Source organism: Streptomyces sp. NRRL WC-3618 (genome assembly GCF_001280005.1).
Classification (GTDB): domain Bacteria; phylum Actinomycetota; class Actinomycetes; order Streptomycetales; family Streptomycetaceae; genus Streptomyces.
Genome location: NZ_LGDW01000045.1, coordinates 1 through 21,501 on the forward strand (window position 1 = coordinate 1; position 21,501 = coordinate 21,501).

Below are 21,501 nucleotides of genomic sequence, written 5' to 3' on the forward strand. Positions count from 1 at the left end.
GGGTAGGTCGGTGGGGGTGGGCGTTACTGGGGGCTGCCGCCCCCAGGCCCCCGCTTCGGCCCTGAACGGGCCTTGTCCTCAAACGTCGGACGGGCTATTAAAGAGGCCACGCCTCCGCCAGCATCTTTCTGGTGTCGCCCAGGAGCTGTGGCAGTACCTTCGTGTGGCCCACCACCGGCATGAAGTTCGTGTCGCCGCCCCAGCGCGGGACGATGTGCTGGTGCAGGTGGGCCGCGATGCCCGCGCCCGCCACCGTGCCCTGGTTCATCCCGATGTTGAACCCGTGCGCGCCGGACGCCCCGCGCAGGGCCGTCATCGCCTGCTTGGTCAACTCGGCCAGCTCGGCGGTCTCGGAGTCCGTCAGGTCCGTGTAGTCGGCGACATGCCGGTACGGCACGACCATCAGATGGCCGCCCGTGTACGGGTACAGGTTGAGCACCGCGTAGACCTGCTCGCCGCGCCGGAGAATGAGGCCGTCCTCGTCGGACTTGGCCGGGATCGAGCAGAAGGGACAGCCGTCGTCGGCGCCCGGACCGGTCGGCTTGTTCTCGCCCTGGATGTACGCCATCCGGTGCGGCGTCCACAGGCGCTGAAACGCGTCCTGTGTCCCGACTCCGATCTGCTGCTCCGGCTCACTCGTCATGCCATGCAGCATATTGCTTCGCCTGTGGGGAGGGCGCCGCCGGGGCATGAGGAAGGCCCCCGGGGAAGTGACTTCCCCGGGGGCCCAACAGCTCTCGATCAGATTTGCGTCCGCTCCTCCACGACCTTCGCGATCTTCGCGATGGCGTCCGCGACGGGGATGCCGTTCTCCTGCGAACCGTCCCGGTAGCGGAAGGACACCGTGTCACCGTTCATGTCGTCGTCGCCGACGATGACCATGAACGGCACCTTCTGCTTCTGCGCGTTCCTGATCTTCTTCTGCATACGGTCGGACGACGCGTCCACCTCGACCCGCAGCCCCTGCTTCTTCGCCTCGGCGGCGAACTTCTGCAGGTACTCCACGTGTCCGTCGCCGATCGGGATACCGACCGCCTGAACAGGGGCCAGCCACGCCGGGAAGGCGCCCGCGTAGTGCTCGAGGAGCACCGCGAAGAACCGCTCGATGGAGCCGAACAGGGCGCGGTGGATCATCACCGGACGCTGCTTGGAGCCATCGGGCCCGGTGTACTCCAGGTTGAACCGCTCGGGCAGGTTGAAGTCCAGCTGGACCGTCGACATCTGCCAGGTACGGCCGATCGCGTCCTTCGTCTGGACGGAGATCTTCGGCCCGTAGAAGGCCGCGCCACCCGGGTCCGGGACCAGCGGCAGTCCCTGCTTCTCGGCCACCTGACGCAGTGTCTCGGTGGCCTCCTCCCAGATCTCGTCCGAGCCGACGAACTTCTCCGGGTCCTTGGTGGACAGCTCCAGGTAGAAGTCGTTGAGGCCGTAGTCGCGCAGCAGGTTCAGGACGAAGGTGAGCGTCTTGTCGAGCTCCTCCGCCATCTGCTCCTTGGTGCAGTAGATGTGCGCGTCGTCCTGCGTGAAGCCCCGGGCGCGAGTCAGGCCGTGCACGACGCCCGACTTCTCGTACCGGTACACGGTCCCGAACTCGAAGAGGCGCAGCGGGAGTTCACGGTAGGAACGGCCGCGCGCGTCGAAGATCAGGTTGTGCATCGGGCAGTTCATGGGCTTGAGGTAGTAGTCCACGCCCTCGTCGAGCTGCATGGGCGGGTACATGCCGTCGGCGTACCAGTCCAGGTGGCCCGAGGTCTCGAAGAGCTTTCCCTTCGTCGCGTGCGGGGTGTAGACGAACTCGTAGCCCTCCTCCTCGTGCCGGCGGCGCGAGTAGTCCTCCATCACCCGGCGGATGACACCGCCCTTGGGATGGAAGACGGCGAGGCCGGAGCCGATCTGGTCCGGGATGGAGAACAGGTCCAGCTCGCTGCCCAGCTTGCGGTGGTCACGCTTCTCGGCCTCGACGAGGAAGTCGAGGTGCGCCTTCAGCTCCTCCTTGGTGGGCCAGGCGGTGCCGTAGATGCGCTGGAGCATCGGGTTCTTCTCGCTGCCCCGCCAGTAGGCGGCGGCGTTGCGCATCAGCTTGAACGCCGGGATGTTCCGGGTGGTCGGCAGGTGCGGACCCCGGCAGAGGTCCTTCCAGCACAGCTCGCCGGTCTTCGCGTCGAGGTTGTCGTAGATCGTCAGCTCGCCGGAGCCGACCTCGACGTTCGCGCCGTCGTCGGTCGAGGCGGAGCCCTTGATGCCGATCAGCTCCAGCTTGTACGGCTCCGACGCCAGCTCCTCGCGAGCCGCCTCGTCGGTCACCACACGGCGGGAGAACCGCTGACCGCGCTTCTGGATCTCCTGCATTTTCTTCTCGATGACCTTGAGGTCCTCGGGCGTGAACGGCTTCTCGACGTCGAAGTCGTAGTAGAAGCCGTCCTTGACCGGCGGGCCGATGCCGAGCTTGGCCTCCGGGAACAGCTCCTGCACGGCCTGGGCCATGACGTGGGCGGTGGAGTGGCGCAGGATGTTCAGGCCGTCCTCGGAGGAGATCTCGACCGGCTCGACCTCCTCGCCGTCCGCCACCTCGTACGCGAGGTCCTTGAGCTCCCCGCCCACGCGCGCGGCGATGATCGAACGTTCGCCGGCGAAGAGGTCGGCGGCCGTAGTCCCCGTCGTCACCACGCGCTCTTCCCGCTCGGAATCGCGATGGATGATCACACGGACGTCTGACACCGGTCTCTCCTGACTGAAGGTGGGTGCGGCGCCATACCGAGAGCGCACGCAGTTAGGGATCGTACCGACCCCGGCCCGCCCACCGCGAAACAGATAAGCGGGAGACGCTTGTCAGCGCCCCCCCCTCAGTCGTCCCCGCTGCACGCCTCCTCGAAGAAATCGAGGTTCTCCTGCAGCGACTTCAGCAGCCGGTCCCGCTCCGCCTCGTCGACCTGGACGGGTACGACCCCGGAGGCCTGCGTCAGCCGCCGGAAGCCGCCCCGGCTCTCCAGCCGGCCGTGCACCCGCACCGGCAGGCCGATCAGATGGGCGTGCCCGGCGATCCGGTACGCCTCCTCGTCCAGCGTCATCCGGACATGCGGGATCTCGGCGCCGGCCAGCACCCGCAGGCGTACGGCGCCCTCGCCGCGCGGCCCCGACCTGCGCATCCGTACCACCGTGCCGGTGATCCGGACCGGCACCGACGGTTCCTCGCGCAGATACCGGGAGCCGGCGGCGCGCAGGACGGCCAGGTCGCCGGGCGAGAACTCGACGGGTTCGGCGCCGGCCGAGCAGCCCTCGGGGACCTCCGCGCCGGGCGCCCACTCGACGGCGATCCTGGCGCCCTCCGTACCGCGTACGAGGGCGACGAGGGACTCCGTCAGCTCGTGGCTCACGCCTGCCTCGACGGCGCCGTCGAAGGCGTCCATGCCGCCGGTGGCCCGGTGGTAGTCGATGGCCTCGCGGGCCGCGTACAGGGCCTGGTGGAGGCGTACGGCGAGGGGGCGGCCCGAGCCGACGGGGACGAACGCGGTGAGGCTGCGTCCCGTGGGGGCGGCGCCGACGAGTACGTGGTCGAGGAGGGCGTCGGCGGTCCTGCGGTGGCGGGCGCCGTAGTAGCCGGCACGCGCGCGGGTGGCGAGCGCTCCGGCGAGCATCATCCGGCGGGCGGCCGAGCGCAGTTGTTCCTCGACGGGCCAGGAGGCGACGCCGGCGGGGCCGGTCGGGACGTCACGCCACCAGCGGATCTCGTCGCTGGGCACGGCGAGGCCGACGAGTACCTCGCGGGCGGCGGGCGATCCGCTGCGGGTGAGTGCGACGAGGGCCTCGGCGAGCAGGTCGTCGCTGTCGGGGAAGGCCCGGCTCTCGGGCACGAGAAGGCTCGTGCCGTTGCCGCCGGGCCCTGGTGGGGTCCAGCGGCCGTAACGTCCGGCGGCTCCCCCGCGCCGCTGCCAGCCGTGCCGGCGCAGCAGGGCCGCGAGCACGGCGGGGTCGACCTCTTCGGGCGCGGGTGGTTCGTCGTGCCAGGGGGTGTCCACAGGGTGCGGGCGGACGGGCCGCAGGGGCCCCTCGGTGGGCCGGTGCGTCATGGTCTGCCTCCCGTCCCGACGCGCGTCATGATCTCGCAGAGCGCGCGGTCGTCGAATATGCGCGAGGTCGGTATCCGCACGGTGGTCCGGTGCCGGCCGGTGATGCGTTGGCCGGCGAGGTTGATCCAGTAGCAGCAGTGCCGCAGGTCGAGGCGGTCGTGGCCGGCGCGCAGCCAGTCGTCCTGCGAGCGCGGTACGAGCATCACGACCAGGATCTTGTGCACCGAGACCGGGGTGCGGGCGAGCTTCGCCAGGTGGGCGTTGTCGAGCGTGAAGGAGAAGTACGGGCCCAGCGGCTTCGGCGCGATCTGGTACGTGCACTTCAGCTGGACCTTGATGGTGACCTCGTCGTCGACCGTGTGCGCGGGGGCACTGTGGCTGACGTGCCAGTCGATGCCGTTGTCGGGGAAGGGCTGGGACAGCGAGCAGCCGGCCGCCGCGGCGACGGCGTGCAGATAGCCCACTTGCAGTGTCTCCATGCAGGCGGTGGTGGCGAGGGTGCCTCGATGGGGTGCCGCCGTCCGTTCGGGCAGCAGCCCGCCCCGTTCGGGCTGCGCTATCGCCATGACCAAATGCCTTCCAAACCGGTGGAATTACCATGACAGGCCATTGAAGTGCGTAAACCTGTACCTCTGTTGTCTCCTTCCGGCGTACGGCGCAAACAGCCCGGGTATCACCAAACGGGCAGAAGACGGTGCGTCAGCTGCCGTGGGTGAACGAGGAGTTGCATAGGTATGACGTGCTGGTACGAGGGCCCTTTGGCCGCGTTCGACACGGAGACCACGGGTGTGGACGTCGAGACCGACCGGATCGTGTCGGCTTCCGTCGTGGTCCAGGAAGGTCCGTCCATCCGGCCGCGGATCAGCCGCTGGCTGATCAACCCGGGTGTGCCCGTGCCCGCTTCGGCGACGGCGGTGCATGGGCTGACGGACGAACATCTACAACGCAACGGCCGCTGGCCGTCTCCTGTCGTGGAGGAGATAGCCCGGGCGCTGGCGGAGCAGTCCGCGGCGGGCCGCCCGCTGGTCATCATGAACGCGCCCTTCGATCTGACCATGCTGGACCGGGAGTTGCGCCGCCATCGCGCGTCGTCGCTCGACCGCTGGTTCGAGTCGGCGCCGCTGCTGGTGCTGGATCCCCGGGTCCTGGACAAGCATCTGGACCGCTACCGCAAGGGCCGCCGCACCCTCACGGACCTGTGCGCGCACTACGGCGTCACGCTGGAGGGCGCCCATGACGCGGCGGCGGACGCGATGGCCTCCCTGGAGGTCGTACGGGCGGTCGGGCGCCGTTTCGCGACCCGGCTGGAGCGCCTCTCCCCCGCCGAACTGCACACGCTGCAGTCGGTGTGGCACGCGGCGCAGGCTCGTGGTCTGCAGGCGTGGTTCGCCAAGAGCGGTTCGCCGGAGGCGGTCGATCCGGCGTGGCCGCTGCGTCCGGAGATGCCGGCGGCGGCATAGCCGAGGCACGGAAAGCGCAGGGAAGGAGCAGGGAAAGGGCATAAAAAAGCCGGTCCGTCTGTGACGGACCGGCCTTTCCCGGTGGGCGATACTGGGTTCGAACCAGTGACCTCTTCGGTGTGAACGAAGCGCTCTCCCACTGAGCTAATCGCCCGGGAACGCACCGAACAATACAGGTCCGGGCGGGCTTCGTTCAAACCGCTTCGTTCAGACGGCCTGGAGGTGGGCGGCCAGTCCGCGCCGTCCCGCGCGCATCATCAGGGCGTGGTTGGCGCGGAAGAGGGGCCGGCCTGGCACGGCGAGGCGGCGCATGAGGGGCTTGGTGACGTCGACTTCCTGGTCGTAGCGGGCGAGAGTGCCGGAGCCGGATGCGGTGAGTGTCCAGCGCGCCCAGCCGTCGAGGTCGCCGCTCATGGCGATCTCCAGGATTCCGGCCGCCGGGTCGCGGCGCGCGTCGCGGGCGGTCAAGGTCAGGTCGTACGGCAGCAGGGAACGGATGCGAACGACTCCGCTGGTGTCGTCGATGCGGGTGACCTCGCGCACCTGCGGCCACCAGCGCGGGTAGTCCTCGGCCTGCTCCAGGGCCACGTACACGACGGCGGGTGGGGCGGCGAGGGTCCACAGAGTGCGGAAGCGGTAGTGGCTCCAGTCCATGGGGGGAGTGTGCCCGTGTGGCCGCCCCTCACCGCGGGTCGCGCGGCGGGGACGGGCACGGCGCTTCCGTTACGAGGGCATCCTGTGGCCCAGCAGAGCGAGGTTCTCGATGGCGGCGAGGCCGTAGAGAGCGGTGTCGTTGCTGGACACCCAGGTGGCCTCGCTGCCCGGGACGAGGGCGACCGGGCCGCTCACCTGTTCGGTCTTCCAGGGCGCCGACTCCTTGTAGCCGTCGGAGTTGTAGAACTTGTCCCACGCGCGCGTGGCGAGTTTCGCGTCACCGGTCTGTACAGCCGCGTACGCGTCGAGCCGTGAATGGCCCTGGAAGAGGAGCAGGGTGCCGAAGTTCGAGCCGTAGCGGGCCGCCTGTTCGGCCTTGGTGGCGTTGAAGTAGCGGCAGTAGTCGAAGTACGCCTCGTTGAACTCGGGCATGTCGACCAGGTCGATGAGTTCGGCGCAGAGTTCGTTGAGTCCGAAGACCGCGGAGAGGTGCGAGACGCCGACGACGGGCGCCGCGGCGACGGCGAACTTCCCGGTGTCGAGGTCGTACAGCCCGCTGCCCTGGACGAAGCCGTTGGGCTGGGCGGCGATGGTCTCCATGGTGGACAGCACGCGCGCCTTGGCCTTCTCCCACTTGGGGCCCTTGCGTTCCCACTCGGTCAGCCAGGCCGACACCAGACCGCTCCAGTCGGTGCCGAAGCCGATCGACAGGGCGTGCCGGTCGGGGGTGTACGGCTCGGTGCGGATCTTGCGGATGGGGTCGAGGACGAGGAACGTCTCGTCGCTGTCGACGTTGGCGTGCATGAGGTCGCCGACGCGTTCGTCACCGGTGAGGAAGTAGTAGTAGCGGCGGTAGGTGGTGTTGGCGATGCGCTGCTGCTTGGCGCTGTCGGCGTAGTGCTGCACGCCGTGGCGGGTGCCGAGGCCGGCCCACTGCCCGAGGTGGTACACGTCGACCTCACCGGTGTGGCGGGTCATCGCCTCGGCGAACCGGAAGATGTCGGCGCGGCCCGAGCGCAGGTAGGCGAACCAGAGCCAGAGGTCGGGCGACAGTTCGGAGTTGTCCCACGCGTAGCCGCCGACGTCGTACCGCCACTGGTGCCGGGCGGTGTCGTACGTGTGCATGATGTCGCCGTAGTCCCAGAAGCCGTACCAGCGGCGCTGCTCCACCTGGTCCTTGTAGTACGTGAAGAGGAAGTCGAGGTGGTCCTCGATCCTGGCCTTGGCGGGGGTGGAGCGGTCGGGCTCGGAGTAGAGGCCGGGGCCGAAGACCTGGGCCTTGATGAGCTGCCTGGGCGGGGCGGCGAGCTGGGGCAGGACCCGTACGGCTGCGACCTGTTCGGCGAGTTTCTCGGCGCTGGGGGTCGACTCGTTGGCCCAGAAGAGGAGTTCGGAGGTGCGGGCGATGCCGTAGGGGGTGCCGAAGCCCGGTTCGTAGTCCTCGTAGGTGATGTTGAGGCCTTCGAGCTGTTCGGCGTACGTGTCCTGACCCATGCCGTCGTGGTAAAAGCGCAGGTCCATGGGCTGCGCCTCGGGCGACCAGAGCCAGAGGGTGACCTCGGCCTCGTCGGTCTGGGCGTCGCGGATGTCGAGCTGGGCGGGGTGCTTCTCCCAGAAGTCCCTGAGGCCGAAGGAGAGTCCGCCGCTCGCCCCGCCGACGTAACCGAACCCGGAGGCCCGCTTGCCCCCGCCGGCGCCGATCCAGCCGTGGCCCTTCTTGGTGCGCTTGCGGAGGGTGAAGCCGTCGGCGGAGAGCTGGGAGAGGGTGTAGTCGCCCCACTCGGGGATGTACTGGAGGCGGGTGGTGACGCGCTGGTCCCAGGTCGAGGGGTCGGGCAGCCTCTCCCCCGCGAACTGGGCCGCCTGGACGGCCGCTCCGGGGTCGCGGCGCTGCCCGGTGATGCCCTTGACGGCCTCGCGCAGCAGTCCGGTGCCGTCGCCGCCGATCCGGATGTGCCGGTCGTACGAGGCGTCCCGCATCGGCACGCTGAAGCGGACCCCGATGCCGCGGATGAAGTCGCCGCTCGCCTTGCCGGGCTTCTGGTCGCCGTCGTACGTGATGGTGTGGACCATGCGGAAGGAGTCGGCGCCGGCGTAGAAGTAGAGGCGGATCGAGAAGGGGAGCCAACTGCGGCTGCCCTTGCGGTGCTTGCCGTCGATGCGGACAACAGCCCTGACGGGGCCGTCCTGTTCGACCTCGACCTTGCTGATGGCGCTGTCGAAGCGCTCGAACCTGGTCGCACCCTGGTCCTCGTCCTCGATCTCGGGCTGGCGGATGAGGACGAGCCGCCCGTTCTTCGCGATCTCGGTGGCGCCGCGTCTCACCGACCTCACCAGCGTGGAACCGGACTTGGCGATGCGTGCGGAGATGACTCCGGTCGAGATGTCGATGCTCCCGCCGCGGTTGTCGACGGTGACCTTCGCGGCGGGGACCTCGGGGGTCCCGGCGGTCAGCGTGAGCTTGCCGTTGCCCGAACTCACGGCGTGGGCGGTCCACTTGAGGCTGCCGTCGGGCCAGTAGGCGAGCGGCCACGACTGTACGGGGACGGACTTGCCGGCGGCGTCCGTGAGCGCGAAGGTCTGGTGCGCGTCGTAGGTGCCCTTCGGCCAGGGCACGCCGACGGTGGAGCCGGGGGCGGCGCCGAGGCCGCCGTCCTCCAGCCAGTCCAGGGTGACCGGGTCCGCGTCGGCCTCGGCGGCCGAGGGCGCGGCCTGCGCGTCCTTCGCTCCCAGCGCCCAGCTGAACTGGGCGGCGGCTCCGGCGACGGCGGCGGCCTTGAGGAGTGATCTGCGGGGGATGGGAGACATGGGAGACCGGCCTTTCCCTTGCGTACGGAAACAGTGATGGTCAGGGGCATGACAGAGGGAGGTACGGCGCCCGAGGCGCCGCCCTTGGGCGATGGCACCGCCCGTCAGCGGCGCCGGTAGCGCTCCTCGACGGCGACGGCCGCCGCCGCGACGGCCCCGAGGACGGGCACCGCCAGCGGCGGAAGGAACCCCGCGGACAGGGCCACGACGGCCAGCCCGCAGACGACCAGGAAGGACCCGGCGGGATCGCGCACGGTCCGGCGCCCGGCATCCGCGAGCAGCACCCGCCAGACGGCGCCCGGCGTCCAGACGGCCGTCGCCCGCAACAGAGCCACGGCAACGCCGATCAGCGCGAAGACACCGACGGCCCCGACGAACCGCCCGCCCGGAATCCCGGCCTGCGCGGCCAGGACGTCCACCCGGACCGCGCCGACCACCGCCCAGCCGGCGAGCCCGACGAGCCATCCGCCGCGCACGGCGGCCCGGAAGTCCGCGGCGAACTCCCGCCAGCCACCGCCCACATGGGTCGTACGACGCCGCAGATGCCGTGCGCCGGCGGCGAAGGCCGCCGGGTAGGTGACGATCCCGAGACAGGCCACGGCGATCCACACGCCGGTGAGCAGACACTCGGCGAAGACCGCGAAGCGCTCGCCGAACACGGACTCCTTGCGCGGAGAGCGTGCCTTCACGCGTGTTCCGGCCATGGTGACCGCCTCAGCCCTTCAGTCCGGAGGTCGCCATACCGTCGATGAGATAGCGCTGGAAGGCCATGAAGAAGGCGACGACCGGGACCAGCGCCACCAGCGACATGGCGATCATGCTGCCGTAGTTGGAGATGCCTTCCTGGTCGCGGAACATCATCAGGCCGAGCGAAACCGTGTACTTGGAGGGGGTGTTGAGGTAGATCAACGGCCCCATGAAGTCGTTCCACGCGTTGATGAAGGTGAAGATGGCGCTGGTGATGACGGCCGGGCGGCTCAACGGCAGCACGATCGACCAGTAGGTCCGCAGATGCCCGCAGCCGTCGAGCTTCGCGGCCTCGTCCAGTTCGCGCGGCAGCCCGCGCATGAACTGCACCATCAGGAAGACGAAGAACGCCTCCGTGGCCAGGAACTTGCCCGCGACCAGCGGCACGAGCGTGTCGATGTATCCGAGTTTGCGGAACAGTACGTACTGCGGGATGAGCAGCACGTGATACGGCAGCAGCAGGGTGCCGATCATCAGTGTGAACAGCAGGTTCCGCCCGGCGAACCGGATCTTGGCGAAGGCGTACGCGGTGAGGGAGCTGGAGATCACCACGCCGACCACGGCCAGGCCCGCGTACATCAGCGAGTTGGTGAAGAAGCTGGTGATGGAGATGCCCGAGATGCCGTCGGCGAGTCCCGAGAAGTTCGCCCAGACCGGTTGGGTGGGCAGCAGGTCGAGGCTGGCGATGATGTCCTTGCTCGGTTTGAACGAGGCACCGAGCACCCAGATCACCGGGTAGAGGACCACCGCGAGCACGAGGAGCGCGCCCACGTGCCAGGCGAGGGATCCGGTGCGCCGCCGTTCGTCGGCGGTGCTCACCACAGGGCTGGTGGCACTGGTCACTTGGCGGCCTCCTCGTAGTGCACCCACTTCTTCTGCGACCAGAACAGGACCGCCGTGACGAGTGCCACCGCGATCACCAGCGTCCAGGCCATCGCGGAGGCAAAGCCCATCTGGGACTCCTTGAAGCCCTTCTGGTAGAGGTAACAGGTGTAGACGAGGGTGGCGTCGGCGGGCCCGCACCGGCTGTCGGAGACGACATAGGCGGAGCCGAACACCTGGAACGCGTGGATGGACTCCAGCAGCACGTTGAAGAACAGCACCGGGGACAACATCGGCAGCGTGATGTTCCAGAACCGCCGCAGGGGGCCGGCTCCGTCCATCTCGGCGGCCTCGTAAAGTTCCTGCGGCACCTGTTTGAGTCCGGCCAGGAAGATGACCATCGGCGCGCCGAACTGCCAGATGCTCAGGGCCACCAGTGCGTACAGGACGTAGTCCGGGTTGCCGATCCAGCCGCCGACATCGAGCCCGAAGACCTTCTGTGTACGGTCCACCACGGCGTCGTCGGAGAACAGTGCCCGCCAGACGAAGCCCACGGAGACGCTGGCACCGATGAGCGACGGCAGGTAGAAGGCGGCCCGGTACAGGGCCTGTCCGCGCCGCTTCTGCGCGAGCAGCAGTGCCACTCCGAGCGCGAGGAGCAGCTTCAGCGGCGTGGCCACGACGACGTACTTCAGCGTGACCTCGACCGACTTCTGCCAGCGTGGGTCCTGGAACATCGTCGTGAAGTTGTCCAGCCCCACCCACTTGGGCGGCGTGAACAGGTTGTAGCTGGTGAACGCGTAGTACAGCGACGCGATCATCGGCCCCGCCGTGAGCAGCAGGAAGCCCGCGATCCACGGCGACATGAAGAGATAGCCGGCGAGGTTCTCGCGGCGCCGCCCGCGCCGCCCGTCGGCAGGAGCGGCGTACCGCTTCCTCGCCGGGGGCGCGGGCGCTTCCTTGACGAGCGTCATGGTGGTGTTTCCCCTCAGCCCGCGAACGCGGCCTTGGCCTCGCCGAACAGTGCCTTGGCGCCGTCGGCCGGCTTGGTCTTGCCCTGCGCGATCTCACCGCCGATACGCAGGAAGGCCGACTCGACGACGTCCGCGCCGGACGGGTGCGGGGTGATCTTCCCGAGCACGCCGGCCTTGGCGACCTCGTCCTCGTACGCCGAGACTCCCTTGTTGTTGGGGTCGGTCGGCTTGAACGCGTCGTACTGCTCGGTGGTGGCCAGAATGCCTCGGTCGTAACCCATGATTTTGCCGGCCTCGGGGTCGTGGACCATGAAGTCGATGAACTGGGCGACCTCCTTGGGGTGCTTGGTCCCGGAGAAGCCGCTGAGCATCAGCGAACCGAGGTACTGGCCGGTGTCCTTGCCGTCCGTGGTGGGAATCGGCGCGAGCCCGTAGTCGGACTCGCCCTCGCCCTCGTAGCGGATGGAGAAGTTGTCCCAGGTGAATTCGGACGCGGCCAGCCCCGCCGACAGACCGGACTTGGGCGAGACCTGCTCGATCTTCTTGGGGTCGGCGACGAGACCGGACTTCACCCGCTTGTAGCCGTCCTCCCACCACGCGGTCAGATCGTCCTCGGTGAAGCCGAGATCGGTGTCGGTGAAGAAGGCCTTGCCGTTCTGCCGCAGGTACAGGTCGTAGAGGTACATGATGGTGAAGTAGCCGGTGTCGCCGGCGATCTTCAGTTTGTCCTGGATCGCCTGCAGCGCCGTGAAGTACTCGTCCCAGGTCCAGCCGAACTTCGGCTCCACGCCTGCCTTCTTGAAGGCCTTGAGGTCGATGACGAGCGCCATGGTGTTGGCGCCGACGGGAATGCCGAGCTGCTTGCCGTCGACAGAGCCGTTCGCCAGAACGCCGTTGCGGAAGTTCTCCAGGCTCAGATTCCCGGCGTCCGCCTGCGTCTTGAGATCCATCAGAACGCCACGCTTGTCGTATTTGCGAAGAAAACCGACCGCATTCTGGAAAACGTCCGGCGGATTCCCGCCGGAGGCCTGGGTCTGGAACTTCTCCCAGAACGCCGCGTAGTCCGTGAATTCAGGCTTGATCTTTGTCTTCGGGTACTTCTTCTCGAAGAGCGCGATCGTCTTCTTGATGGCGATGGTGCGGGGTTCGCCACCCCACCACGCATAACGGAGTGTCACATTTCCGTCCCCGGCGCCGCTGTCACCGCCACACCCGGTCGTCGCCGCGAGCCCCAGCACTGCCGCCGAGGCTCCGGCCACCTTGAGGATCGTTCGTCTCTCAACATTCCCGTTCTCAGGCATGGTCAGGCCCTCCCCGCGATGTCGTGGGCGCTTGCATGAATCGTTTCAAGTAAGCGCTTGCCGGGATAAGCTACGGAGGGGCTCGGAACGCGTCAATGATTCGGACAGGATTTTCCTGCGAGCGGCCGGTCGGAGCGGGTGCGCGAGTCGACTCCTGTACCCACAAAGGAGGTTGACGTTGCAGGTGAGGCGGCCGAGGTCGACTGACCGAACGCCGGCGTGCCGCCCGCGTTTATTTGGGGCTGGGCCGAAATGCGCCTGCCGGGTGGGGAGACGGAGCCCGAAGAGACCCACGCTCCAGGAGTTGCTCCGTGGAGGTCAGCGGACGCCCGACGGGAGGCCCACCAAGCCCCGCCGGGTCCCCCGAAGCGACCTCGGGGAGCGGACGGACGGCTCGGGAAAGATGACCGGCGGAGCAGCGAGTCACACACGCGGGGCAGTCCCGTTTCACGGCATACGCCGGAGCGGAGCCCGCCCGGAAACGACGAGTGCGGCCCGTGTCCACGTTTCCGTGGACACGGGCCGCACTCGATCCGGTGGGCGATACTGGGTTCGAACCAGTGACCTCTTCGGTGTGAACGAAGCGCTCTCCCACTGAGCTAATCGCCCGGACGCAGAAAGAACATTACCCCATGTCACGGGGTGCCTCGGACACGTCCCGGGTCACTGGTCCTTGATCTTCCAGGGCATTTCCAGCCCGAACTTCCATACGTAGATCCCGACGAGAACCGCCACGATCACGAGACCGACCGTCGTCAGGATGATGTTCCGGCGGCGCACCTCGGGGTCGAGTGCACGCTGTGCCGCCTCGGTGACCTTGCGTTTCGTCCAGCGCAGCACCAGCTGGGCCCACACGAACTCGGTCGCCCAGATCGCCATACCGCCGAAGATCACCAGCCAGCCCGGTCCGGGCAGGGGCAGCATGACGATGCCGGCGCCCACCACGGCGAGGCCCACGACGAAGACGCCGACCTGCCAGCTCATGTGCAGCATGCGGCGCGCTTTGATGAATTCCGGTGCTCTCGAGCCGAGCTCCCGCTCGTCCGTCGCCTCACCGGCCCCGGTCTCATCTGGTGTCACGACAGCCTCACTCGGCTTGTCACTCCCCGTATTCATACGGCCAAACCCTACCGGACGGAAACCGGTCACCGGAATGGTCGTAACCGACGAACCGGCTCTCGGCCGGAAGAGTTACGTAAAGACACGCAAAACACCCAGAGGGGTTTACAACGGCACCGTAGGTGGCATGTCGATTTCGCCGACGTGCGAATCCCCGAGCGCACACTGAGCGAAAGGCCTTGGCGCTTATGAACACCACGGTCAGCTGCGAGCTGCACCTGCGCCTCGTTGTGTCGAGCGAGTCCTCACTGCCTGTTCCCGCAGGACTGCGGTATGACACGGCCGATCCCTACGCCGTGCACGCCACCTTCCACACCGGAGCCGAGGAAACCGTCGAGTGGGTGTTCGCCCGCGACCTGCTCGCGGAGGGCCTCCACCGGCCCACCGGCACCGGTGACGTCCGAGTCTGGCCGTCCCGGAGCCACGGTCAGGGCGTTGTCTGCATCGCCCTCAGCTCCCCGGAGGGCGAGGCCCTCCTCGAAGCTCCCGCACGAGCCCTGGAGTCCTTCCTGAAGCGAACGGACGCCGCTGTGCCACCCGGCACGGAACACCGCCACTTCGACCTCGACCAGGAGCTGTCCCACATCCTGGCGGAAAGCTAGGAAGAGGCTCCCACCCAGCCGCCCGGCGCCGTCCACTCGGGGAGACGGCTCGGGTCACAACCGCATATGGCACACCGCCGCCGCCCCGCGGGTTTCCCGCGGGGCGGCGGCGGTGCGTCCGCGCGCCTTTACTGGGCGGCCGTGTCCCCGACGCCGTCGGAGGCGACGCACACCTCCGTCGCTGTGAGCCACTACCATCGGCCAGCATCGGCGGGCGGGCGCCCGACCGTCCAGGCAGGCCAGGGAGAGCAACGTGCTGATCACCCACGACACCCGGTGCGCCCTCGACACCGTGGTCGATCTGGTGAACACCGCGCCGGACGACGACACGACGGACGGGCTGCCCGATGTCGAGGCGCTCGGAAATTTCGTACGAAAGCACAACATAAGCGATGTCGGCGTGCTCTCGGAGGCCGATCTCGCCGCCGTGCACAGGATCCGTGAGCGGTTCGCCGGGGTGTTCGCGGCCCAGGACGCCCGGATCGCCGCCGCGCTCATCAACGAGCTGGTCGCCGCGGCGGGCACCACGCCCCGGCTCACGGACCACGACGGGTACGACTGGCACGTGCACTACTTCGCACCCGGCGCGTCCATCGCGGACCACCTCGCCGCCGACTGCGGGATGACCCTCGCGTTCTTCGTGGTCGCCGGCGAGCAGGAACGGCTGCGGCGCTGCGAGGCCCCGGACTGCCGGCACGCCTTCGTCGACGTCTCCCGCAACCGGTCACGCCGCTACTGCGACAGCCGCACCTGCGGGAACCGGCTGCACGTGGCGGCCTACCGGGCGCGCCGCAAGGAGTCGGCGGGCTGACGGGCGGAAGGTCGGAGCCTGGTGCTGACGCAGCCCCCGGCGGGTGACGCCGGGGACTGGCGTGTACAGCTCACAGCAACAGCAGATCATGCAACGAAGCCATGAGCAGCAGACACCCGATCACCGCAAGGAAGATCATCAGCGGTGGCTGGGAAAGGGCGAAGAGGCACCCGCGCGGCTCGTCCTTCGGCGGCACGGCCTCGCTCTGTGTTGTGTCCAGCATCTCGTCGCGATGATGACGTAGCCGACACCCTCACCGCGATCAACGCACCCGAAATGCACGGTAGTTCACGAAATTCCGCAATGTCCACAGCGAGTCATGATCGCTTCCGAGCGACCTCCGACGCCTCCCGGCCGTTTGTGTCGTTTCAGCCCGCCTGCAGCCGTGTCCCGTCCTCTCCCGTCACACGTCACACACCGGACGACCTCATAGGCCGTGCGGCTTCATATGCCGTGCTTCTTCAGGATCGCCTCGATGTCGCTGAAGTCGTCCCCCGCACCACCGCCGCGCGGTTTGACGGCCGGCTGGGCCGCAGGACGGGATGCCTTGCCGCGTCCCTCCCCCGGCGAGGGCGCCGAGGCCGCCGGGGCCACCGCTTCACGCTGTGCGGCCTGCGTCTCTCTGCGTTCCGTGCGGCTGCCGCCCTTTCGCCGCTCCACCGCGCGCGTGGTCGTGAAGAGCAGCCAGGCGCCGCCGAGCACACCGAAGCCCGCCCAGGCGGAGGGGCTGAAGGCGGTGTCGGCCGCCCACCCCACCACTCCGGTCATCACGAGGCCGACGGGAACCAGCGAGTAGGCGGCGATACGGGCAGCCGCGAGAAATCGCTTGCGGTACGCCGTGACGACCGCGATGCCCAGGCCGGCCGCGGAGACGGCGGAACAGAGTGTCTCGGCAATCATCCGGGCCTCCAGGCAGGATTCGTCGCGCAGACGCGCTTTTGTCCCTTCCATCCTGCACCGCCCGGTCCTCCGGATGCCATGCTCCGGCCCGAGATCAGGGACATCTCCGGGTCGACTCCTCCACAGGTCCCGGTCCCCTCGTACGCCGCCCCCGGCCGGAGCTGGGAAACTGGTGCCCATGAGTGACTCCTCCCCCGCGCCCGCCGACCCCGCCGCCCCGGCTTCCGCCGCCGTCCTCGACGTCTGGTGCGAGCTCCAGTGCCCGGACTGCCGCACCGCCCTGGACGACGTACGCGCCCTGCGTGCCCGCTACGGAGACCGGCTGGAGGTGCGGCTGCGGCACTTCCCGCTGGAGCGGCACAAGCACGCCTTCGCCGCCGCGCAGGCCGCCGAGGAGGCGACGGAGCAGGGGCAGGCGTGGGCGTACGTCGAGGCGGTGCTCGGCCGGGTCGAGGAGCTGGACCGTAGGGGCGAACCCTTCCTGGTCGAGGTGGCCCGCGAACTCGGCCTGGACGCGGATGAGTTCGACACCGCATTGATCGACGGTCGGCACATCCTGATCATCGACGCCGACCAGGCGGAGGGCAAGGCCATCGGGGTGACCGGCACGCCGACGTACGTCATCGCCGGTGAGCTTCTCGACGGCGGCAAGAGCCAGGAAGGGCTGCGGGAAAGGATCGAGGAGATCGTGGACCGGCTGCTGGCCGGGCAGGGGGCCTGACGCCCACGCCGGTCGCATGGGCCCTCGGCCGTGGACCGTCGGCCGTGGACCGTCGACGGCCTACAGCAGGTTCTTGTACATGTGCCGGGTCACCGTCTCGTACCCCAGCGACTCGTAGAGCCGTTCCGCCGGAGTGTTGCCCGCGAAGACGTTCAGGGAGATGGCCGGCCGACCGGCCGCGATCGACTGGGCCTCCGCCAGGAGCATGAGGGCGCGGCCGTGGCCTCTGCCCCGGTGTTCCGCCTCGGTCTCGACGCCGAAGACGAACGCCAGGCCGTCGCGGGAGCTCAGCCACAGGGTGCCGACCCGGGTGCCCTCGTGTTCCAGGACGGTGAGCGTCACGCCCTCGCTGGCCACACCCTGCGGCAGCAGCAGTGCGTGATCCCGTTGCGCCTTGGCGTGCGCCTCCGCTGTCGGCACACCCCGCTCGATCCAGCTTTGCGCGTAGCTCAGCCGGCGCGCCGCCTCCCACACCTCGAACTCGGCCTCCGTCATGGGCCGGCCCATGCTTCCGGAGGGCAGTTCGGGCGCGGTGGCGCCGAGCACCTTGTCCATACGGCGGTTGCGCACGACGTAACCGAGCGCGGTCGCGAGGCGCAGCGCCGCCGGTGCGTCGGCCGGGACGGACGCCTCGATAATCCGGCAGCCCCAGCTCCGCGCCACCTCCTCCGCGGCGAGCGCGGCCACAGTGCCCCGGCCGCGCCGCTGGTCGGGTTCGTCGATGCGGAGGTCGAGGATCTTCGCCACCGGGTTCCCGAACGCGGAGTCGGTGCCGAGGTGTATCACGCCGACAGGACGGCTGTTCACGCACACCTGGTAACGGCGTGAACACGTCCCGTCGGCCTCGCGCTGCAGCGGCTCGGTCGGCCGCAGGGTGGTGGTCATCAGGGGTGTTCTACCCGCTGGGGAGGCCGACCGCAGCCTGATTGATGCCGCACAAGTGTTGCCTTTTCTCGGCCTTGCCCCTCACTCAGGGGTCGAGGTCGTCCCCCGCCCGCTCGTCGAAGATCCGCATCGCCTTGGCCGTCACCGAGCCCGGTACGCCCGGGAGTTGACGGTCGTCGACGCGCCCCACGGCCTGTACGTCCCTCAGGGTGGACGTCAGGAAGATCTCGTCGGCGCCTTCCAGGACGTCGAGCGGCAGGTCGGTCTCCTTGGCGCCCGTCCACTCCACGACGAGGGCGCGAGTGATCCCGGCGAGGCAGCCGGAGGCGAGCGGCGGGGTGTGGAGCTCGCCGTCCAGGACGACGAAGACGTTCGACCCCGTCCCCTCGCACAGCCGGCCGACCGTGTTGCCGAACAGCGCCTCGGACGCGCCCTGTTCGCGCGCCCTGGCGAGGGCGACGACGTTCTCGGCGTACGAGGTGGTCTTCAGGCCGGTGACAGCGCCGCGTTCGTTACGGGTCCAGGGAACCGTGATCACGGCGGTCGAGTCGGGACGCCGGGCGGTTTCCCCGACGGCAACGATCAGGGTCGGGCCGTGCTCCCCGCGGTCGGAGCCGAGGGGGCCGTGACCGCCGGTGTACGTGATGCGCAGGCGGCCCAGCGCCATCGGACTGGCGTCGAGTACGGCCGTACAGGCGCGGCGGACCTCGTCGAGGTCGGGGTCGGGCAGGCCGAGGCCGCGGGCCGAGCGGGTCAGCCGGTCCAGGTGGCGGGTGAGCGCGAACGGCCGGCCGTCGACCGCCTTGACCGTCTCGAAGATGCCGTCGCCCACGGTCAGTCCGTGGTCGAATACGGAAACGCGGGCGGACTCGATGTCCCGCAGCGCGCCGTCGAGCCATAGCTTCACGTCAACAACCCTTCTTCGCTCGCCTCGTACGGTCCCGACGCTATCGCGAGCAGCCGGGAGGCCTTCAGCTCGGTCTCCCGCCACTCCCCCTCGGGGTCCGAACCCCAGGTGATGCCCGCTCCGGTGCCGAAGCGCAGCATGCCGTCGGCCCGGTCGATCCAGAAGGTGCGGATACCGACCGCCAGTTCACCGGTGCCCCGGTCCGCGTCGACCCAGCCGATGCCGCCGCAGTACGGGCCACGGGGTGCCGTCTCCAGGGCGTCGATGATCCGCAGGGCGCTCGACTTGGGCGCGCCGGTGACCGAGCCCGGCGGAAAGGCCGCCGCCAGCAGCTCCGGCCAGCCGCTGTGCGGGCGCAGTTCCCCTCGTACCGTCGACACGAGATGGACCAGCCCGGGGTGCTTCTCGACGACGCACAGTTCGGGGACGGTCACCGAACCCGTCGCGCAGACCCGCCCGATGTCGTTGCGGACCAGGTCCACGATCATCACGTTCTCGGCGTAGTCCTTCTCCAGGAGGTCCGCCTCGGTGCGTCCGGTGCCCTTTATCGGGCCCGATTCGACGGTCCGGCCGACACGGCGAAGGAAGAGTTCGGGGGACGCGGTGGCGATCTCGACGCCGTACGCGGGCAGGCGGATCGTTCCTGCAAAGGGCGCCGGGTTGCCGTGCGCGAGCAGCGAGGTCAGCGCGTCCACATCCGCGTCGGGCGCGACGGGCGCGGACAGTACCCTGCACAGGTTCGCCTGGTAGACCTCACCGGCCGCGATGTGCTCACGGATCCGGCGCACCCCCGCCGTATACGCGGCGCGGTCGAGGGACGACGTCCAGTCACCGGCGGTCGGCCCTCGCCACTCTCCGCGCCCCGACCTCGGGGCGGGCACCGGTTGTTCTCGTACGTCGCGGAAGCGGGCACAGGTCAGGCGGCCCCCGTAGTCCGCGGACACGGCCCAGAAACCGGTGGAGTCGAGGGCCGCGGGATCGCTGGTGACCTCCAGCAGACCGGTGGCGACAAGCCCGCCGAAGCGGGCGAGAGGAGCGAGATCGGACACACCGCCGAGTCTATGGCGGGTGTCCCGCGGGTGCCCTGACCATGTCTTCGAGTGGGCACAGCGCAGCACGCTGCACAAACGCGTTTTTGTGCTGGCCCCGGAATCCGCTAGAGTTCAACACGTCGCCGGGACGCGAGAGCGCACCGAAACGGCACGCGGACGTAGCTCAGTTGGTAGAGCGCAACCTTGCCAAGGTTGAGGTCGCCAGTTCGAACCTGGTCGTCCGCTCGCAGGAAGAGGGGGATCTTCCCGAACCCCCGCACTCCTGGTGGAGTGGCCGAGAGGCGAGGCAACGGCCTGCAAAGCCGTCTACACGGGTTCAAATCCCGTCTCCACCTCCAAGGACGATTAGCTCAGCGGGAGAGCGCTTCCCTGACACGGAAGAGGTCACTGGTTCAATCCCAGTATCGTCCACTGGTCCGCAAGGACCTGATCCGCAAGGGTCCCCGCGCGATTAGCTCAGCGGGAGAGCGCTTCCCTGACACGGAAGAGGTCACTGGTTCAATCCCAGTATCGCGCACGTGGTAAGCAGGAAATCACGGCCCACCTCACGGTCTTCGGGTCGTGGTCCCGAGGACGATTAGCTCAGCGGGAGAGCGCTTCCCTGACACGGAAGAGGTCACTGGTTCAATCCCAGTATCGTCCACATGTGAGAGAAGCCCCCAGCCGTCTTGTACGGCTGGGGGCTTCTTCGTGGTTCCGGCAGGTCAGCTGGAGAACAGCATGTGGCCGAAGCTCTTGTGGCGCTTGTGGCCGTAGTGACCGCCGCCATGGCCGCCGCCGTGGTGACCGCCCTGCGGAGCGCCCCAGGCGGGCGCCGGAGCGGCCGGGTAGGCCTGCGGGGCCGGCGGGGGCGGCGCGGCGGGCCCCGACCACTGGGACTCCACACGGGTCAGCGCCTCCAGCTCGCCGTAGTCGAGGAAGATCCCCCGGCAGCCACTGCACTGCTCGATCTGGACACCATTGCGGTTGTACGTGTGCATCGGCGCGTGGCACTTCGGACACTGCATGCTCGGCTCAACTCCCTGCCGTCGGTACTGCTTCTTGATCCGGTTTCGCCTCTCGCCAGGACAGACTCCGTCCGGCTCCGGTCGGTTGCACCCTACTTCGCGTGGCCTTGGCCCAACTCGGACGGTACCGACCCCATTCGGGCACATGCGTCGACGACGGCCTGCTGTACGTCGTCCAGCGGGCGGTCCGCCACTGTCGCCTTGACGATCGCCAGGGCCGCGGTCTGCACGGTGAGGGCACGGGCGGCGACGTCGAGGGCGGGCCAGGGGTCGCCGTCGGCGGGTACGGCCGGGCCGCCCGCCGTGCGGTAGGCGGTGAGGAAGCGGGTCCACTCGTCGGGCGGGAGCAGTCCGCAGGCGTACCAGGCGGCCGGTCGGGCCAGGTCCCAGGCGGGGGCGCCGATGCCGAGGTCGTCCACATCGATGAGCAGCCAGGGGCCGTCCGGGGCCGGGTGGCGTACGAGCTGGCCGAGGTGGAGGTCGCCGTGGCAGAGGGTGGGGAAGGGCCGTTGGCCCGGGAAGTCCGGCATGGGGGCCTCGGCTCGGGCCCAGGCGGGCAGTGCCGACCAGGCGCGCAGTACGGGCGCGGTGGCCGGCTGGGGGGCGGTGGCGTTCAGGCGGGCGATGGCGCGGGCCGCCTTGGCCGGGCCGCGCATCGGGGGGA

22 protein-coding genes and 7 tRNA genes are annotated in these 21,501 nt (G+C 69.0%); 9 read left to right on the top strand and 20 right to left on the bottom strand.

Annotated elements, in window-relative coordinates; translation table 11 throughout:
- Nucleotides 1-97: 97 nt before the first annotated feature.
- The 4 genes from ADL01_RS06790 to ADL01_RS06805 all read right to left on the bottom strand — a co-directional run bounded on the left by ADL01_RS06790 (nucleotide 98) and on the right by ADL01_RS06805 (nucleotide 4,633).
- Complete coding sequence (locus tag ADL01_RS06790) at nucleotides 98-655, bottom strand: HIT family protein (protein ID WP_053740987.1); 558 nt, start codon at nucleotides 653-655, stop codon at nucleotides 98-100.
- Between the two features lie 86 nt (nucleotides 656-741).
- The gene (gene thrS, locus ADL01_RS06795; RefSeq protein ID WP_053740988.1) at nucleotides 742-2,718 is read right to left on the bottom strand and encodes a threonine--tRNA ligase; all 1,977 of its coding nucleotides are present in this window, start codon (nucleotides 2,716-2,718) and stop codon (nucleotides 742-744) included.
- 125 nt (nucleotides 2,719-2,843) lie between these two features.
- On the bottom strand, nucleotides 2,844-4,067 hold the full coding sequence (locus ADL01_RS06800) for a hypothetical protein (protein WP_053740989.1): 1,224 nt from the start codon (nucleotides 4,065-4,067) through the stop codon (nucleotides 2,844-2,846).
- The gene (locus tag ADL01_RS06805) at nucleotides 4,064-4,633 is read right to left on the bottom strand and encodes a DUF4365 domain-containing protein (RefSeq protein WP_053740990.1); all 570 of its coding nucleotides are present in this window, start codon (nucleotides 4,631-4,633) and stop codon (nucleotides 4,064-4,066) included. The genes ADL01_RS06800 and ADL01_RS06805 overlap by 4 nt, the downstream gene beginning before the upstream one ends.
- 168 nt (nucleotides 4,634-4,801) lie before the next feature.
- On the opposite strand from ADL01_RS06805, the gene ADL01_RS06810 reads away from it, so the two are divergent.
- The gene (locus ADL01_RS06810; protein WP_053740991.1) at nucleotides 4,802-5,527 is read left to right on the top strand and encodes a 3'-5' exonuclease; all 726 of its coding nucleotides are present in this window, start codon (nucleotides 4,802-4,804) and stop codon (nucleotides 5,525-5,527) included.
- An 82-nt stretch (nucleotides 5,528-5,609) separates the two neighbouring features.
- Here the strand turns inward: ADL01_RS06810 and ADL01_RS06815 are convergent.
- From ADL01_RS06815 to ADL01_RS06855, 9 genes are all read right to left on the bottom strand, one after another.
- Nucleotides 5,610-5,681: transfer RNA gene (locus ADL01_RS06815), tRNA-Val, on the bottom strand.
- A gap of 53 nt (nucleotides 5,682-5,734) precedes the next feature.
- Complete coding sequence (locus ADL01_RS06820) at nucleotides 5,735-6,181, bottom strand: SRPBCC family protein (protein ID WP_053740992.1); 447 nt, start codon at nucleotides 6,179-6,181, stop codon at nucleotides 5,735-5,737.
- A 69-nt stretch (nucleotides 6,182-6,250) separates the two neighbouring features.
- The gene (locus ADL01_RS06825) at nucleotides 6,251-8,989 is read right to left on the bottom strand and encodes a hypothetical protein (protein WP_053740993.1); all 2,739 of its coding nucleotides are present in this window, start codon (nucleotides 8,987-8,989) and stop codon (nucleotides 6,251-6,253) included.
- A gap of 104 nt (nucleotides 8,990-9,093) precedes the next feature.
- The gene (locus ADL01_RS06830) at nucleotides 9,094-9,693 is read right to left on the bottom strand and encodes a hypothetical protein (protein ID WP_053740994.1); all 600 of its coding nucleotides are present in this window, start codon (nucleotides 9,691-9,693) and stop codon (nucleotides 9,094-9,096) included.
- A 10-nt stretch (nucleotides 9,694-9,703) separates the two neighbouring features.
- Entirely contained in the window at nucleotides 9,704-10,579 is an 876-nt protein-coding gene (locus tag ADL01_RS06835; protein ID WP_053740995.1) for a carbohydrate ABC transporter permease, read from the bottom strand.
- On the bottom strand, nucleotides 10,576-11,532 hold the full coding sequence (locus ADL01_RS06840; protein ID WP_053740996.1) for a carbohydrate ABC transporter permease: 957 nt from the start codon (nucleotides 11,530-11,532) through the stop codon (nucleotides 10,576-10,578). The genes ADL01_RS06835 and ADL01_RS06840 overlap by 4 nt, the downstream gene beginning before the upstream one ends.
- Nucleotides 11,533-11,546: 14 nt before the next feature.
- Nucleotides 11,547-12,833 (bottom strand): ABC transporter substrate-binding protein, encoded by a 1,287-nt coding sequence (locus ADL01_RS06845; protein WP_053740997.1) that lies wholly within the window; start codon nucleotides 12,831-12,833, stop codon nucleotides 11,547-11,549.
- Between the two features lie 537 nt (nucleotides 12,834-13,370).
- Nucleotides 13,371-13,442, bottom strand: a tRNA-Val gene (locus ADL01_RS06850).
- Nucleotides 13,443-13,496: 54 nt separating this feature from the next.
- On the bottom strand, nucleotides 13,497-13,949 hold the full coding sequence (locus tag ADL01_RS06855; RefSeq protein ID WP_053740998.1) for a TIGR02611 family protein: 453 nt from the start codon (nucleotides 13,947-13,949) through the stop codon (nucleotides 13,497-13,499).
- 191 nt (nucleotides 13,950-14,140) lie between these two features.
- Here ADL01_RS06855 and ADL01_RS06860 point away from each other — a divergent pair, with 191 nt between their 5' ends.
- Entirely contained in the window at nucleotides 14,141-14,554 is a 414-nt protein-coding gene (locus ADL01_RS06860) for an SsgA family sporulation/cell division regulator (protein WP_004002642.1), read from the top strand.
- A 253-nt stretch (nucleotides 14,555-14,807) separates the two neighbouring features.
- Complete coding sequence (locus ADL01_RS06865) at nucleotides 14,808-15,365, top strand: CGNR zinc finger domain-containing protein (RefSeq protein ID WP_053740999.1); 558 nt, start codon at nucleotides 14,808-14,810, stop codon at nucleotides 15,363-15,365.
- Between the two features lie 70 nt (nucleotides 15,366-15,435).
- Here the strand turns inward: ADL01_RS06865 and ADL01_RS45265 are convergent, their stop codons facing one another.
- Both ADL01_RS45265 and ADL01_RS06870 read right to left on the bottom strand, forming a co-directional pair.
- On the bottom strand, nucleotides 15,436-15,588 hold the full coding sequence (locus ADL01_RS45265; protein ID WP_006375961.1) for a hypothetical protein: 153 nt from the start codon (nucleotides 15,586-15,588) through the stop codon (nucleotides 15,436-15,438).
- A 221-nt stretch (nucleotides 15,589-15,809) separates the two neighbouring features.
- Nucleotides 15,810-16,265 carry a hypothetical protein gene (locus ADL01_RS06870; protein ID WP_053741000.1) on the bottom strand — a complete coding sequence of 152 codons (456 nt, stop codon included), beginning with the start codon at nucleotides 16,263-16,265 and terminating at the stop codon, nucleotides 15,810-15,812.
- A 178-nt stretch (nucleotides 16,266-16,443) separates the two neighbouring features.
- Between ADL01_RS06870 and ADL01_RS06875 the strand changes: the two genes are divergently transcribed.
- A complete protein-coding gene (locus ADL01_RS06875; protein ID WP_053741001.1) occupies nucleotides 16,444-16,986 on the top strand; it encodes a DsbA family protein in 543 nt (180 codons plus the stop codon).
- 60 nt (nucleotides 16,987-17,046) lie between these two features.
- Here the strand turns inward: ADL01_RS06875 and ADL01_RS06880 are convergent, their stop codons facing one another.
- The 3 genes from ADL01_RS06880 to ADL01_RS06890 all read right to left on the bottom strand — a co-directional run bounded on the left by ADL01_RS06880 (nucleotide 17,047) and on the right by ADL01_RS06890 (nucleotide 19,827).
- Complete coding sequence (locus ADL01_RS06880; RefSeq protein ID WP_053741002.1) at nucleotides 17,047-17,871, bottom strand: GNAT family N-acetyltransferase; 825 nt, start codon at nucleotides 17,869-17,871, stop codon at nucleotides 17,047-17,049.
- 85 nt (nucleotides 17,872-17,956) lie between these two features.
- Nucleotides 17,957-18,778 carry an aminotransferase class IV gene (locus ADL01_RS06885; protein ID WP_053741003.1) on the bottom strand — a complete coding sequence of 274 codons (822 nt, stop codon included), beginning with the start codon at nucleotides 18,776-18,778 and terminating at the stop codon, nucleotides 17,957-17,959.
- The gene (locus tag ADL01_RS06890) at nucleotides 18,775-19,827 is read right to left on the bottom strand and encodes a chorismate-binding protein (protein WP_053741004.1); all 1,053 of its coding nucleotides are present in this window, start codon (nucleotides 19,825-19,827) and stop codon (nucleotides 18,775-18,777) included. Before ADL01_RS06890 ends, ADL01_RS06885 begins: the two co-directional genes overlap by 4 nt.
- A gap of 155 nt (nucleotides 19,828-19,982) precedes the next feature.
- On the opposite strand from ADL01_RS06890, the gene ADL01_RS06895 reads away from it, so the two are divergent.
- The 5 genes from ADL01_RS06895 (at nucleotide 19,983) to ADL01_RS06915 (ending at nucleotide 20,473) form a co-directional block, all read left to right on the top strand.
- Nucleotides 19,983-20,055: transfer RNA gene (locus ADL01_RS06895), tRNA-Gly, on the top strand.
- Nucleotides 20,056-20,094: 39 nt separating this feature from the next.
- Nucleotides 20,095-20,168 (top strand) — tRNA-Cys (locus ADL01_RS06900).
- A 1-nt stretch (nucleotide 20,169) separates the two neighbouring features.
- A tRNA-Val gene (locus ADL01_RS06905) sits at nucleotides 20,170-20,241 on the top strand.
- Nucleotides 20,242-20,275: 34 nt separating this feature from the next.
- Nucleotides 20,276-20,347: transfer RNA gene (locus ADL01_RS06910), tRNA-Val, on the top strand.
- Nucleotides 20,348-20,401: 54 nt separating this feature from the next.
- Nucleotides 20,402-20,473, top strand: a tRNA-Val gene (locus ADL01_RS06915).
- 61 nt (nucleotides 20,474-20,534) lie between these two features.
- Here the strand turns inward: ADL01_RS06915 and ADL01_RS06920 are convergent.
- Entirely contained in the window at nucleotides 20,535-20,837 is a 303-nt protein-coding gene (locus tag ADL01_RS06920) for a zf-TFIIB domain-containing protein (protein WP_053741005.1), read from the bottom strand.
- Nucleotides 20,838-20,929: 92 nt separating this feature from the next.
- Nucleotides 20,930-21,501: phosphotransferase family protein (locus ADL01_RS06925; protein WP_159049468.1), on the bottom strand; the 572-nt coding region annotated here is incomplete at its 5' end.

Coding starts and splice junctions, on each gene's coding strand:
- ADL01_RS06790 (WP_053740987.1), bottom strand. CDS start 655: ATGCTGCATGGCATGACGAGTGAGCCGGAGCAGCAGATCGGAGTCGGG.
- ADL01_RS06800 (WP_053740989.1), bottom strand. CDS start 4,067: ATGACGCACCGGCCCACCGAGGGGCCCCTGCGGCCCGTCCGCCCGCAC.
- ADL01_RS06805 (WP_053740990.1), bottom strand. CDS start 4,633: ATGGCGATAGCGCAGCCCGAACGGGGCGGGCTGCTGCCCGAACGGACG.
- ADL01_RS06810 (WP_053740991.1), top strand. CDS start 4,802: ATGACGTGCTGGTACGAGGGCCCTTTGGCCGCGTTCGACACGGAGACC.
- ADL01_RS06820 (WP_053740992.1), bottom strand. CDS start 6,181: ATGGACTGGAGCCACTACCGCTTCCGCACTCTGTGGACCCTCGCCGCC.
- ADL01_RS06825 (WP_053740993.1), bottom strand. CDS start 8,989: ATGTCTCCCATCCCCCGCAGATCACTCCTCAAGGCCGCCGCCGTCGCC.
- ADL01_RS06830 (WP_053740994.1), bottom strand. CDS start 9,693: ATGGCCGGAACACGCGTGAAGGCACGCTCTCCGCGCAAGGAGTCCGTG.
- ADL01_RS06840 (WP_053740996.1), bottom strand. CDS start 11,532: ATGACGCTCGTCAAGGAAGCGCCCGCGCCCCCGGCGAGGAAGCGGTAC.
- ADL01_RS06845 (WP_053740997.1), bottom strand. CDS start 12,833: ATGCCTGAGAACGGGAATGTTGAGAGACGAACGATCCTCAAGGTGGCC.
- ADL01_RS06855 (WP_053740998.1), bottom strand. CDS start 13,949: ATGAATACGGGGAGTGACAAGCCGAGTGAGGCTGTCGTGACACCAGAT.
- ADL01_RS06860 (WP_004002642.1), top strand. CDS start 14,141: ATGAACACCACGGTCAGCTGCGAGCTGCACCTGCGCCTCGTTGTGTCG.
- ADL01_RS45265 (WP_006375961.1), bottom strand. CDS start 15,588: ATGCTGGACACAACACAGAGCGAGGCCGTGCCGCCGAAGGACGAGCCG.
- ADL01_RS06870 (WP_053741000.1), bottom strand. CDS start 16,265: ATGATTGCCGAGACACTCTGTTCCGCCGTCTCCGCGGCCGGCCTGGGC.
- ADL01_RS06875 (WP_053741001.1), top strand. CDS start 16,444: ATGAGTGACTCCTCCCCCGCGCCCGCCGACCCCGCCGCCCCGGCTTCC.
- ADL01_RS06880 (WP_053741002.1), bottom strand. CDS start 17,871: ATGACCACCACCCTGCGGCCGACCGAGCCGCTGCAGCGCGAGGCCGAC.
- ADL01_RS06920 (WP_053741005.1), bottom strand. CDS start 20,837: ATGCAGTGTCCGAAGTGCCACGCGCCGATGCACACGTACAACCGCAAT.